The 13,548-nt window shown below is 63.8% G+C and carries 10 protein-coding genes; 2 read left to right on the plus strand and 8 right to left on the minus strand.

Features of this window, described 5'->3' with window-relative positions; genetic code table 11:
* Nucleotides 1–14 precede the first annotated feature (14 nt).
* Together EK416_RS01450 and EK416_RS01455 are read right to left on the minus strand one after the other, a co-directional pair.
* On the minus strand, nucleotides 15–1,325 hold the full coding sequence (locus tag EK416_RS01450) for an ATP-grasp domain-containing protein (protein ID WP_127075592.1): 1,311 nt from the start codon (nucleotides 1,323–1,325) through the stop codon (nucleotides 15–17).
* 68 nt (nucleotides 1,326–1,393) lie between these two features.
* Nucleotides 1,394–3,283: an OPT family oligopeptide transporter gene (locus tag EK416_RS01455; RefSeq protein WP_127075594.1), complete on the minus strand. Its 1,890-nt coding sequence runs from the start codon at nucleotides 3,281–3,283 to the stop codon at nucleotides 1,394–1,396.
* 212 nt (nucleotides 3,284–3,495) lie between these two features.
* On the opposite strand from EK416_RS01455, the gene EK416_RS01460 reads away from it, so the two are divergent.
* Nucleotides 3,496–4,455 carry a TauD/TfdA family dioxygenase gene (locus tag EK416_RS01460; protein ID WP_164729807.1) on the plus strand — a complete coding sequence of 320 codons (960 nt, stop codon included), beginning with the start codon at nucleotides 3,496–3,498 and terminating at the stop codon, nucleotides 4,453–4,455.
* Nucleotides 4,456–4,473: 18 nt separating this feature from the next.
* On the opposite strand, the gene hrpB is transcribed toward EK416_RS01460, so the two are convergent.
* Nucleotides 4,474–6,975, minus strand: coding sequence for an ATP-dependent helicase HrpB (hrpB, locus tag EK416_RS01465; protein WP_245433904.1), 2,502 nt, complete (start codon nucleotides 6,973–6,975; stop codon nucleotides 4,474–4,476).
* Between the two features lie 235 nt (nucleotides 6,976–7,210).
* On the opposite strand from hrpB, the gene EK416_RS01470 reads away from it, so the two are divergent.
* Nucleotides 7,211–7,483, plus strand: coding sequence for a GlsB/YeaQ/YmgE family stress response membrane protein (locus tag EK416_RS01470; RefSeq protein ID WP_127075598.1), 273 nt, complete (start codon nucleotides 7,211–7,213; stop codon nucleotides 7,481–7,483).
* A gap of 70 nt (nucleotides 7,484–7,553) precedes the next feature.
* Here EK416_RS01470 and EK416_RS01475 read toward each other — a convergent pair whose 3' ends face one another.
* The 5 genes from EK416_RS01475 to EK416_RS01495 form a co-directional block, all read right to left on the minus strand.
* Entirely contained in the window at nucleotides 7,554–8,741 is a 1,188-nt protein-coding gene (locus EK416_RS01475; RefSeq protein WP_127075600.1) for a BaiN/RdsA family NAD(P)/FAD-dependent oxidoreductase, read from the minus strand.
* 93 nt (nucleotides 8,742–8,834) lie between these two features.
* Nucleotides 8,835–9,968, minus strand: coding sequence for an FMN-dependent L-lactate dehydrogenase LldD (gene lldD, locus EK416_RS01480; protein ID WP_127075602.1), 1,134 nt, complete (start codon nucleotides 9,966–9,968; stop codon nucleotides 8,835–8,837).
* A gap of 10 nt (nucleotides 9,969–9,978) precedes the next feature.
* Nucleotides 9,979–10,812, minus strand: a complete 834-nt coding sequence (locus EK416_RS01485; RefSeq protein ID WP_245433905.1) for an FCD domain-containing protein — start codon at nucleotides 10,810–10,812, stop codon at nucleotides 9,979–9,981.
* Nucleotides 10,809–12,482: an L-lactate permease gene (gene lldP / locus EK416_RS01490; protein WP_127075604.1), complete on the minus strand. Its 1,674-nt coding sequence runs from the start codon at nucleotides 12,480–12,482 to the stop codon at nucleotides 10,809–10,811. The genes EK416_RS01485 and lldP overlap by 4 nt, the downstream gene beginning before the upstream one ends.
* 704 nt (nucleotides 12,483–13,186) lie before the next feature.
* Entirely contained in the window at nucleotides 13,187–13,540 is a 354-nt protein-coding gene (locus tag EK416_RS01495; protein ID WP_127075606.1) for a carboxymuconolactone decarboxylase family protein, read from the minus strand.
* Nucleotides 13,541–13,548: the final 8 nt, after the last annotated feature.

The raw sequence follows: 13,548 nt of genomic DNA on the forward strand, positions 1-13,548 counted from the left end.
GCGGGGGCTGCCCGCTACTCGATTTCGACGCCGATCCACCCCAAGAGTTCGTTGGCTCTGCGCTGCGCGGCGGCGGCCGTCTTCCCCGACACGCAGAACTCGACGAGATAGGCTTCCCTGTCCATCCGGTCGATTTCGCTCCCTTCGGGAACGAGCTTCCTGATGAACACGCAGTCGGACTGCTTTTGCACCTTGTCGAGGCCTCGGTAGCTCATCACCGTGCCGGATTTCTCCGGCTGGACCACGACGGTAACGAAGCTCCGTTCGACGCGGACCTTGTCGAGCACGGTCCTGATGCCAAGCTCATGCAGATTGATCGCGTGCATCGAAGCGACAAGGTCTGCAATCGAGCCGCCGCCAACCCTCGGATTGAATTCAACCGGCTTCATTCCGTATCTGCCCGATCCCTTCACCTCGATATGAAAAGGCGAATTCTCGAACCCCACAATGCGCAGGAGCGATGAAACGCAGTCGACGGCCTGTCTAGTCGGATGATCGTTGCAGACGAGATATTCCAGGTCGCGGAAAACCGGTTCCTCCACCCTTCTCGTTTTCCGTTGCGCCACGAAATAGGCGATGCCGCCGCCCGGGGTGGCGAAGCCTTCCATGCTCTGTTCGATACCTTCGATATAGGCCTCGACGAGGACGAAATCGTTCACCGGACGACGGCTGGCGAGTTCCAGAAAGGGTGCTGCGATCCTGTCGCCGTACATGCCACGCTGCAAGGACAGGGCTTTCTCGGCCGCACGCCCAAGATTGCGCTCGAACGCATCGCCGTTCCCGACAAGGGTCACGCCGAGTCCGCCCGAGCCCACGACGGGCTTAACGATCAGGCGGCCGCTCCGCTCCGCCAGCGCGCGCAACGGCGGAAATCGAAGGATGTCCGGGCTGGAGACGTATCGCCTCGGCAGGAGAACATAGGGAACGTGGTGCTCCGTCTGCCTCAGGAGGAACCGCAGATTGGGCTTCACCGACGTCTTGACGATATGAGACGGGGGCATCCCTGCGGCCGAGGGAAAGGCGCGTCTGAGGTCGAGGTAGCAGAGCCACATGCGGTCCTGCCCGTTGAGGATGGCTCTGACGCGGATGCGCCTTTCTTCGAGGAAGCGCCCCAGCTGGCGGATATCGTCCGCCAGCGCGCGGTGATCGCGATTGACGTTGGCCGACCGCAGGATCTGCCTGTCGGGCAGCCAGCCGCTGTAATCGGCACCGTCCCGGTTGAGGATCGCGATCGGTGTCAGGGCCGCTGCCTTGGCTGCCTGGATCGCGGGTACAACCCCGCCAAGCGCGTCGTAGCCGAGTATCAGGGCCACATCCACAGCCATGTTCCGCTCTCTGCGTCAGTTCCGAACCGGGCGTACGATGTGCGAAAATCCCTTCGATTTCGATAGCCTTACCTGATGTGCACCCCGACGGCGGCCAGCAGGGGAATCAGGAGGCCTCCAAGCACCGCCTCGCCCGCGATCATTCCCGAAGCGACGGTGATCGCATACCGGTCGTAGGTTTGCCGGTGGAGGCGCCTCCAGACGAAACCCGCTATGCCGCCAAGCGCAATGGGAATGTTCAATTCCCCCGGAAGAATGAGCGCGAACCCGAACCCTGTGACGCTCGGTATCCAGCCAACCCATGCCCTGTCCGACATCTCTCTGACGACGCTGACGGCGACCCCGGCGATAGCGGCAATGATTGTCGCGATGAGCGCGTAGTCGGGCAACGCCTCCACGCCCTTGGAAAGCAGTACGGCCATGTTGGCGATCTTGAGCCCCGTGGGCGCGACGAGGCCATCGCCGCCGAGGCCGTATTTGTCGATGAGGATCGGGTACATGATGGCGACGGCCGCCGCGCCGATCGGAACGGTCGCGATCTGCACATAGGTGAGAATTTGCGGGGAGGAGCCGACGATCCTGCCGGTCTTGTAGTCCTGAATCATCCCCTCGGATTGCGAGGTTATGTTTCCGGCTATGCCCGCCGCGATCAGGTTCGAGCTGATATGCGTCGGCCAGAACACCGCGAACAGCGCCTGAAGGGCGTTCGCCATGGCCGAGACCGGGCCGATGTTGGTCTCCCCCTGAACGCGCATGCCGATGAGCATGAGCGGTAACGATGCGAGCACCGCAACGAAGGTCTGGAGGTAGGACATCTGGAAAAAGGCGTGCTGGATCACGGCGAGCAGCACCGTCAGGCATACGGCGCTGACGGCGATGGCTCGCAGCGGAATATCCTTTTCTCTGAAACCTCGCTCGATGTGGAGATCCTGAAAAATCTCCATGATCGAACGCCATTTCATGAACAGCGTCGTGAAGGTCGCCGTCACCATGAGCGCGGTCGCGGGCCACATCACCCAGAAGACGACTATCGGGAAATATTTCTGGGCGTGCATGTTCTGCATGAGCCCGCAATGCTGGGAGATGAACAGCGCCTGATCGCGCGCCGGTTTGACGAGCGCGACGAGCGCCTGACATCTGTCCCAGTATTCGGGCGCGATCTGGCCCCGGACGATGCTGTCCCCGATCCCCGACCCGATCACCCACGGGCCGATGACGTATCCCGTCACGAGCGTGCCGAGCAGCATGGAAAGCCCGACATTCAACCCGACGAGCAGGCCGCTGCCGATGTTGAGAAAGCTCCACTCGAACCCCATGCGATAGGGTTTCGACAAATAGAGCGTCGGCAGCCACGACAGCCCTTCGCGCAGCCACACCACGCCTGCGGAAGCCATCGCCGCCAGTCCGAGCGCGCGCATCTTGTGCCGCGCCTCGCTCGGATGAGAGTCGAGAACCTCGATGGTTTCCGCCGCAGCCACGCCGCTTGCGAAAACCATTCTCGGGTCATCCAGAATGTGCCTTCGGAAAATCACCGTGAACACGACGCCGATCATCCCCGAGCAGGTCAGCCACAGAAACATCGGCCACGGTTCGATCTTGAGGTGCATCTCGACAGTGTCGTTCAGGTCGAGATAGCCGAATGCGGCGGCGACAACGCACATGAACGCGGTCGAAGCCGCACTTGTCCCGGCGGTCTGGATGACGTTGTTGAGAAAGCGGTTCTGGCCGCGCGTGCGGTAGGCGGTGACGTTGAGGAACATCGCGCCCAAGAAGGCCGACACCACGCTCGCGTTCGGACCGAAGCCAAGCTTGAGGACGATGTAGGGATAGGCGCCCGCGACGAGCGACGAGATCAGGGCGGCGCCGGCGACGGATTGCCATGTAATCGCTCGAAGCGGCGACCTGTCGGGCCGCGTGACCCGTTCGGGTATGCCAGAGGGGTCTAGCGAGTGATCCATGGTCCCATCGCGCGCGGCAACTCAACCCACGATACGCATGAAAGGTTTCGTAATGGATCAGCAAAACCGAGCTTTGCGAACGAACTCGATTGCCGCGCGCGCCCGCGGAAGGACTTTTGAAGTTTTTGTGGTCCAGTCAGGGAGAGGTGCGCGAAGGCATGAGCCGTGCCGGCAGGGAGCCTGATCGCGCCCGCAGCCCGGATGAGAAAGAGATGGTTCACGAAGACACACGCGATGCGTTGCCGTTCATCGCGTCAGCGGAACAGGCGCCGTGTCCTGTTTCACTCATCGACTATTTCACCTTGTACGAGCCTTCTCTTCGAGGGGCGCTCTACAGGCATGGCGCGATCCTCTTTCGCGGGTTCGATATCGTCGACGAGGCGGCGTTCGGCGCCGCAGGAAGCCGGATGGCCGGGCCTCTGCTGGATTATCGCGGCGGCGTGGCGCGGCGGCACCAGCTTGGCCGCGGCGTCTACAACTCAACCGAGATGCCCGCCGACCGGACGCTCGCCGCCCACAATGAAAAATCCTATTCGGTCTTGCATCCCGATCTCGTGCTCTTTTGCAGCGTGACGGTGGCAGCCACGGGCGGGGCGACACCCCTCGCCGATGGCCGCCGCGTCTGGCAAAGGCTGAGCAAGCGCCTCAAGGACCGGCTCCGCTCGACGAAAATCACCTATATCCAGAATCTGCACGGCGGCACCGGTGCGGGAAAATCGTGGATGGCGGCTTACGAGACCGAGGACAAAAGCGAGGTCGAGGCCTTTCTGACCTCCAGCGGCGCGCGCTTCCGCTGGAAGCCGAACGGGGCGCTCAACGTCGAGGAGACCGTTATTCCGTTCAAGGTGCATCCGGTGACGGGAGCGGAGGCTTTGTTCTGCCCGGTCGACACATGGTATCGCGGCACGAGCGAATTCGGCGGCGGTCGAAAAGGCGCGCACCGCGCGGCGGACGAGTTCCCACAATACTGCCGGTTCGAGGACGGCGACGAAATCCAGCCCTGGATGGTCGATGAAATCAGAACCGCGATTGTGACGGAGCTGCGCGCGTTCCAATGGCGTCGGGGCGATGTGCTGCTCGTCGACAACCGCATCGCGCTTCATGGGCGGTCGTCGTTTACCGGCGAGCGGCTGGTGCTCGTCGCGATGGGGAACGACGCCCGCGCCGCATAGTCCGTGCTCGGGAAGGCGTCACGTTCCGCGCGGCTTGGCCCGCGCTGTCGGAGCGGCCGAGGCGGGATCGTCGGGCCACGGATGGCGCGGATAACGGCCCTTCATCTCGGCCTTCACCGCTGCCCATGACCCCTTCCAGAAGCCCGGAAGATCGCGCGTTATCTGGATCGGTCGATGCGCGGGCGAAAGCAGGTGCAGCGTAAGCGGCAGCTTGCCGTCCGCGATGCAGGGATGCCGCGTCAGCCCGAACAACTCCTGCACCCGGATATGCAGCGCGGGCGCTCCGGCTGTCTCGTAGTCGATGGCATGGCGGTTGCCGGTCGGTGCCTCGAAATGCGTGGGCGCTTCGTCGTCGACGCGCCGCTTCAAGGTCCATGGCAAAAGCGCGTCGAGCGCCGCGCCCAGATCGTCCGCGCCGATTTCCGCCAGCTTCGTCTTTCCGTCGAGGAAAGGCGCGAGCCATTCGCCCGCCGTGGCGGCGAGCGCATCGTCGGACAGATCCGGCCATTCTTCGCCCTCGGCGGCGCGCAGGAAGCCGACACGGTGGCGAAGCTGGATCTGAGCCTTGCTCCACGGCAGACGGTCGACGCCGAGCTTTGCGATGCCTGCCGCCAGCATGCGTGCGGTTTCGTCGCTCGCCACCACCGCGCGCGGCTCGTTTGCAAGACGGATGGCGTCGAGACGCCGGACGCGGCGCGCCTTGAGTGTGGCCGTTTCCTGATCGAAGTCCGTTTCATCGGCCTCGCGGATGCGGTGCCCTGCGGCGGCGATGACGTCGGCTTCATCGGCGGCAGCCGCAAGCAGGATGCGCGTGGAGGCCGCCGAGCCGGAAAGCTCCGCCGCGACGATATAGGGCGAGCGCGCGAGGGGATGCGCCGGATCGAGATTGGCGCCGCGCCCATTGGCGAGAAGGAATTGGCCGGGAGCGCCCCGCGCCTTGCCGATCCGCTCCGGAAAGGCAAGCGCCAGCAGCCGCGCGAGCGACATGTCTTCCCGCAACGCGGCGGGGTGCCCCGAGCTTGCTACACGGGCCCAACCCGCAGCGAGCTTTCGCATGTCGCCCGCGCGGCGCGAGCGGTCCCGGCGGAATCCTTCCAGCCGCAGCGCAAGATCGATATCGTTGCCGCCAAGCCCGCGCTCCACCATTAGCGCGGCGATTTCGGCGGCTTCGTCCGCCTGGCCGTTTCCGGCGGCGGCGATCACCATGCGGGCGAGCCGGGGCGGCAAGGGCAGGGCGCGCAGCCGCTTTCCCATGGCCGTGATGCGGCCCTTCGCGTCGAGCGCTTCCAGCTCTGTCAGTTCCTCGCGCGCGGCCTCGATCGCGGTACGAGGCGGCGGATCGATCCACGACAGCGCAAGCGGATCGGTCGCGCCCCATTCGGCGCAATCGAGGAGGAGGCCCGAAAGGTCGGCGGAGCGGATTTCAGGTTCCCCGAAGGCGGGCAAGCTTTGCGTTTGCGGCTCGTCCCAGAGGCGATAGCATACCCCCGGCTCGGTGCGGCCGGCGCGGCCCCTTCGCTGATCCGCTGCGGCCCGTGACACCCGCACGGTTTCGAGCCGCGTCACGCCGACATCGGGCTCGAAGCGCGGTACGCGCGCGAGGCCGCAGTCGATGACGACCCGCACGCCCTCGATGGTGATCGACGTTTCGGCGATGGAGGTGGCGAGCACGACCTTGCGCAGGCCCGCGCGCGAAGGTTCGAGCGCAAGATCCTGCGCCTTCGCGTCCATTGCGCCATAGAGCGGAGCCAAAACCACCGCCGGATCGCAGACGCGCTCCTTCAGCCGTTCCTCGACGCGGCGGATTTCGCCCTGTCCCGGCAGGAATGCGAGAATCGAGCCGCTTTCCGCGCGCAGCGCACGCAGCACCGCGTCCGCCATCTGATCCTCGATGCGCGCGTTCGGATCGCGGGCGAGATGACGCGTCTCGACGGGGAAGGCGCGGCCTTCGCTCTCGATCACGGGCACGTCGCCGAGAAGCTTCGCCACGCGCGCGCCGTCGAGCGTCGCCGACATCGGCAGGATGCGAAGATCGTCGCGCAATCCCCGCTGACAGTCGAGCGCCAGCGCAAGCCCCAGATCGGCATCGAGCGAGCGCTCGTGAAACTCGTCGAACAGCACCGCGCCTACGCCGGAAAGCTCGGGATCGTCGAGGATCATGCGCGTGAAGACGCCCTCTGTCACCACCTCGATCCGCGTCTTCGGCCCCGATTTCGAGACCATGCGCGCGCGAAGCCCGACGCGCTCGCCGACGCTCTCCGACAGCGTGCGCGCCATGCGCTCGGCGGCAGCCCGGGCGGCGATGCGGCGCGGCTCCAGCACGAGGATCTTGCGCCCGCCGAGCCAGCTTTCCCCCATCAGCGTGAGCGGGACGCGCGTCGTTTTCCCGGCTCCCGGCGGTGCGACAAGGACCGCCGAGGCGTGCGCGCCGAGCGCACCTCTCAAGGCATCGAGGACATCGTCGATCGGAAGCGGCGTATCGAACTTCATGCCGTTTGTATCGAGGCGCAAATTCCGCATCGCAAGCGCAATCTGCGTTGATCTTCGCGAGCCCGGTCCGATCCGACCAAATCGGTAAGCCGGGCGGGGCCGCTGAAACGGATGAGCATGCAACCGCTCACGCCCGGCCAGATGTAAACCCAAGGCTGAGACTTCGCGTTATACAAATAATCACATATTTCACGGAACGGAGGCTTCCGCCAAGTTTTCCCCTGCCTGAGGATTTGCGTGGTGGCAATAATTGTGGAGGAAAGTCATGGCAGTCGAGACACTGATAGTATGGCTTATAATAGGCGCAGTCGCAGGATTCCTGGCTGGCCTGATCGTCACCGGATACGGTTTCGGGATAATCGGCAACATCGTCGTTGGAATTCTTGGTGCATTCTTGGGAGGAGCAATATTGCCGCGGCTGGGGCTGTTCACTGGCAGCGACTTGCTCGGGCAGATCGTCAGCGCGACGATCGGTGCCGTCATCCTGCTTTTTCTTATCGGTCTCGTGAGGAGATCCGGCACGGCCTCGCGCCTCTGAAGGGTCTGGCCGGTCGTTGCGAAAAGGGTGCCGGGGAGGCGCCCTTTTTTTGCCGCATCATCCGTCTGGGTCAAACCGCCTGTCCCGCGCACCAGCCGCTCGACCAGGCCCACTGGAAATTGTAGCCGCCGAGCCATCCGGTGACGTCGACGGCTTCTCCGATCGCATAAAGCCCCTTCACTTCGCGCGCTTCCATCGTTTTCGACGACAGATCCCGCGTATCGATGCCGCCCACGGTCACCTCGGCCTTTGCGAACCCCTCCGTTTCCAGCGGCGCGAAATGCCAGCTTTTCAGATGCTCCGCGAGCGCCGACAGAATCCGGTCCGGGATGTTGGCCATCTCTGTGGGAGGAAGGTGAATGTCCGCCAGCACGTGCGCAAGTCGCGCGGGCAGAACCTCCGAAAGCACGGCGCGCCCCGAAGCCCTTGGCCGCGTGCGTTTGCGCTCCTTCAGAAACGCGGCGGCATCGATTCCCGGCAGAAGATCGACGGCAATCGAAGCGCCCGGTCGCCAGTATGACGAAATTTGCAGGATTGCCGGACCGGAGAGACCGCGATGGGTAAAAAGAATGCTCTCGCGGAACGAGCGGTTCTCAAAAGAGACGATCGCATCGAGGGAAACGCCCGCGAGAGACGCATCGAAACCCGGAGCCTCCTCCTTTGCCCTGAACGGCACAAGTCCAGGCCGTGTCTCGGTAACGCGCAGGCCGAAATGCCGCGCCACATCATGGCTGAAGCCCGTGGCCCCCATTTTCGGGATGGAAAGTCCGCCCGTTGCCAGCACCAGCGCGGGCGCCGTGAAGACGCTTGAGTTCGTCTCCACCCTGAAACCGTCCGGTTTCGAGATGCTGGAGATGCCCTGTCCGAAACGCAGCGTCACCTGGCCGCCTTCGCACTCCTCAAGCAGCATGTCCACTATGGCGCGCGCGGAGCCATCGCAGAACAACTGCCCCAGGGTCTTCTCATGGTAGGCAATGCGATGGCGCTCGACGCGGGCGAGGAAATCCCGTTGCGTGTAGCGGCGAAGCGCGGAGACGCAGAAATGCGGATTGCCCGAAACGAAGCGGTCGGGCGCGATCCCGCGGTTGGTGAAGTTGCAGCGTCCACCGCCGGAAATCAGGATCTTGGCGCCCGCCTTGTCCGTGCGTTCGAGCAGCAAGACCCTGCGGCCGCGCTGCCCGGCGGTCAGAGCGCACATCAGCCCCGCCGCGCCCGCGCCGATGATGATGACGTCGAAATCTGTGGTGCTCTGGCGCATGCGTTCGCTTTATAAGGCGTCGCGCTCTCGATGCACCAGCGGTTTTGCGGCCGTACTTCCGGGGAGAGGAAGGGGAGGGCAATGCCCTCGCCCTCAATGGACGAGCGAGTCGCGCGTGATCTCCGCAATGCTCCGTGCGCCGGTCAGCGCCATGGCGACGCGCATTTCCTTTGCGAAGAGGTCGAGGAGGTTGGCGACGCCCGCCTCGCCCGCTGCCGCAAGCGCGTAAGTGTAGGCGCGGCCGATCATTGTCGCGTCGGCCCCGAGCGCCAGCATGCGGACAACGTCGAGGCCGGAGCGGATGCCGGAGTCGGCGAGGATGGTGAGATCGCTCTTCACGGCGTCGGCGATGGCCGGAAGCGCGCGCGCCGACGACAGCACGCCGTCGAGTTGCCTGCCCCCGTGATTGGACACGATGATGCCATCGGCACCGAAGCGGACCGCGTCGCGCGCGTCTTCCACGTCAAGGATGCCCTTGATGATCATCGGACCTTTCCAGAATTCGCGGATCCACTCCAGATCCTTCCAGCTGATCGATGGATCGAAATTCGCGCCGAGCCAGCCGATATAATCGCCGAGCCCCGTCGGTTTGCCGAGATAGGCGGAAATATTGCCGAGATCGTGCGGGCGCCCGCGCAGGCCCACATCCCATGACCAGCCCGGATGCGTGACGGTCTGAAGCATGCGCCGGAAATGGGCATTCTTGCCGGACATGCCGGAATGCGCGTCACGGTAGCGCGCGCCGGGGACGGGCATGTCCACGGTGAACACGAGCGTCGTTATGCCGGCGGCCTGCGCGCGCTCCAGCGCGTTCCGCATGAAGCCGGGATCCTTCAGCACGTAAAGCTGGAACCAGATCGGCGCGGGCGATTTTTTCTGCACCTCCTCGATGGAACAGACGGAGACGGTCGAGAGCGTGAACGGCACACCGCGTGAAGCAGCCGCGCGCGCCGCCTGCACCTCGCCGCGCCGCGCGTACATGCCCGTGAGACCCACGGGGGCGAGCGTTACCGGCATGGCGAGCTTCTGGCCGAAAATCTCGGTTTCCAGACTGAGATCCGCAACGTTCTTCAGAACGCGCTGGCGCAGCGCGATGCCGGCCAGATCCGACACGTTGTGACGCAGCGTGTGCTCCGCATAGGCGCCGCCGTCGATGTAATGAAACAGGAAGGGCGGCAGCCTGCGGCGCGCCGCCTCCCGGTAGTCTGTGGTCGCGGAAATGATCATGGAAAGAGACTCAGCCTTTATTCTGGAATGCTGCCGAACGCGCGGCGGCAAGCCGTGCTTTGCGGGCGAGATCGTCATCGATGCTTTTGATCGTCGTTTCGACGAAATGGAGGTGGCGGTCCGAGACTTGCCTTGCGCCTTCGGCATCGCCCGCCTCGATCGCGTCGATGAGCGCGCGATGCTGCTGCGAAAGGGCATCGAACGTCTGCGGTACGGTGTAGAGCTTTTCGAGACTTTGCGAGATGCTGTCCTGAAGAAGGCCGAACATGCTCGACATCACCTGTCTCAGAACGGCATTGTGTGAAGCCTCGGCGATGGCGAGATGGAAAGCGGCGTCCTTGCGCGCTTCTTCTATCGGGGTCACGGCGCCGTGGTTCTTCCCCATCGCGTCGAAAGCGACGCGAATCCGGGTCTTGTCGTTGGCATCGGCGCGAAGCGCCGCATAATAGGCCGCAGCGCCCTCAAGCGCCTGACGGATTTCAAGCACGTCGTGGCTATAGCCCGTATCGAAGGCGACGAGAGGCGCAAGCGGCGCGCTGATCGTTTCTTTCGCCCACGAGGAAGCAACGGGGGCTTGTGGTGCAATCGAGGTGTGCGGCTCGGCGACCAGAATCCCGGTTTTCCGAACCGTAAGGCATCCTCGCGCCGCCATGCGCCCGACGGCTTCCCGCAGGCTGGCCCGGGAGACCCGGGCCATTTCCGCAAGAGCGCGCTCCGAGGGCAGACGGTCGCCGGGGCGAAGGCCATGATCTTCGATGAAGGTCTGGATCATGGCTTCCGCACGCTCCGACACGCGCGGTGCCGGAGACGTTTTGGCCTGATGTGCTTTGGTATGAGCGATCAAGGGATCATCCAGGGCGTCACGTAAGCTTGAACGGTGGTGATAACACCGATGAGCGCGGCGAGCGCAAGGCTATGCTTCACCGTGAAGCGGAACAGGTCCGATTCCTTGCCGACGAGCCCAACCGCCGCGCAGGCGATGGCGATGGACTGCGGCGAGATCATCTTGCCCGTCACGCCGCCTGTGGTGTTCACCGCGACGAGAAGCACGTCGCTCACCCCGATCTGATGGGCGGTCGTTGCCTGAAGCGCGCCGAACAGGGCGTTCGAGGATGTATCCGAGCCCGTCACGAACACACCGAGCCATCCGAGGAACGGCGAGAAGAACGTGAAGGCCGGGCCGGTATGCGCGAGCGCGAGCGCCAGCGACGACGACAGCCCCGAGAAGTTGGCGACGAAGGCGAAGGCGAGGACCGTGCCGATGGAATAGATCGGGATGGCGAGGCTTTTCAGCGTGCCCCCGAACGTCGCGATGGCCTTGCCGGGGCGCATGCCGAGCAAGATGATCGAGGCGATGGCGGCAAGGAAGATGGCGGTGCCGGTCGCCGACAGCCAGTTGAACTTGAACACCGCGTCAAGAAGCTTCGGCTGCGCCGAAACGGGCGGAACCTTCTGCACCAGCATGTCGAGGAATGGCACGTGGAAGGAGAGGATCGTATTCACGAGCGGACCGTTCGCCGCGAACAGCGCCTTGAAGGCAGGGATGCTCCACAGCGTGACGAACGCGGTCAGGATCAGGAAGGGTGCCCAGGCTTTGACGACCTGGCCTGTCGTGTAGCGAGCGACCGGCTCCACGCTCAGCGGGACGGCGGTCGATCCATCGGCCGCGACTTCCCTGGCGTCGAAGCGGAAGATATTGCGCGGCTGCCAGACCTTCAAAAACAGCGATGTGCAAACGAGGGACGCGAGCGCGGCCGTGATGTCGGGAAGTTCCGGGCCGATGAAATTCGCGGTGAAGAACTGCACGACGGCGAAGGAGATGCCGCACACGAGGATCGCCGGCCACGTTTCACGCACGCCCTTGACGCCGTCCATGATGAGGATCAGCCAGAAGGGGATGATGATCGACAGGAGCGGAAGCTGACGACCCGCCATCTGGCCGATCAGGAACGGATCGATGTTTGAAACCTGTCCCGCCACGATGATCGGGATCCCCATCGCGCCGAACGCGACAGGCGCTGTGTTGGCGATGAGGCAGAGGCCCGCTGCATAGAGCGGCCGGAAGCCGAGACCGACGAGCAGCGCGGCCGTGATGGCGACGGGTGCGCCGAAGCCTGCCGCGCCCTCCAGGAACGCGCCGAAGGCAAAGCCGACGAGCAGAAGCTGGAGCCGCTGGTCTTCGGTGACGTGCAGGATCGAGCGGCGGATGATGTCGAACTGACCCGTTTCGACCGAAACCCGGTAGAGAAAAACCGCGGCGATGATGATCCAGGCGATGGGCCAGAGGCCGTAGAGGAAGCCGTAGACGCCAGCCGCCGCGGCGGTTTCGACGGGCATGCGATAAAAGCCGATGCCGATGCCGATGGCGAGCAGCAGGGTAATGGTTGCTGCGAGATAGCCTTTCAGACGCAATTTGGTGAGCGCGATGAAGAAGAAGATGATCGGGATCGCCGCGACGAGGCTCGAAAGCCATATATTCCCGAGCGGATCGTAGTTCTGCTGCCAGACTGCCATTCCATACCCCTCAAATTTGGTCTGACCAACCGGAGCAGACGCTGGCTACCTATTCTTGAGAAAGACGGAATGTGTCAAACGAGACTATGGTAGAAGATCAAGGGATTGGTCGGACCAAAGGGGCTTTGGAGCGATAAGCTCCAATCGGCCGAGTAGTACACGCCGGTTTATTGCGTGCGAAATTCAGGAAGCCTGGTCCGTCTCGCGCGCGTTCAATTCTACGTGTGAGCGACTTCCTGCAATCTTGAAGGTTCGACTTTTGCGCATCGTTGGGGAAACAAGCGGGCATCATGCCCGCCGTATCGGCTCGACCAAAACTCCGGGCTTGTGCGCGACGGTCTCCGATAGGTTGCCGTGCGTGGCTGTCGACCCGGTTGCGAATGCCTCCGGGTCATCGCGTCGCGCGGTGCGTGAGCTTTGGTTCTCGGTCGGCTTCTCTGCGCAGGCCACAGGCGGAGCGGAAGCGATCGAAGTTCCGCTTCACTCCATCGGGATGCGCCCCGGCCTTATCAAAAGAGCTGAACCGGCCGCCGCAACTCCGCGCTGCGGGAGCCATCCGCCCTTTGCCTCTTAAGTGATGATGTAAACGCCGCCTGACGTTCGCGCAGGGGGGCAAATGGCACTCGCCCGACAGCTTCCGCCAAGCTGCCTTGTGATGATGGGCGAGTGCACAATTACAGGTGCTATTTATAAGCGATTGCGCTTCAGGCGGCGCGCTTGCCGGAAAACTGGTCGAAAGCCGCGATGGCGTCGGCGGCATACATGAGCGAGGGTCCGCCGCCCATGTAGACGGCCATGCCGAGCACTTCCAGCACCTCTTCGCGCGTCGCGTCGAGCTTGGCGAGCGCTTCGGAGTGGAAGCCGATACAGCCGTCGCAACGCGCGGCGACGCCGAGCGAGAGAGCGATGAGTTCCTTGGTTTTCTTGTCGAGCGCGCCGTCCTTGGTGGCGGCCGCGGCGAGTGCACCAAAGCCCTGCATCGTTTCGGGTATGCCCTTGCGCAGTTCCTTCAGGTTTGCAGAGATGGTGCGCGTGATGTCGGCGTAATTCTTTTCCATGGAGCCTC

It is taken from the genome of Rhodomicrobium lacus, from assembly GCF_003992725.1.
Classification (GTDB): Bacteria; Pseudomonadota; Alphaproteobacteria; order Rhizobiales; family Rhodomicrobiaceae; genus Rhodomicrobium; species Rhodomicrobium lacus.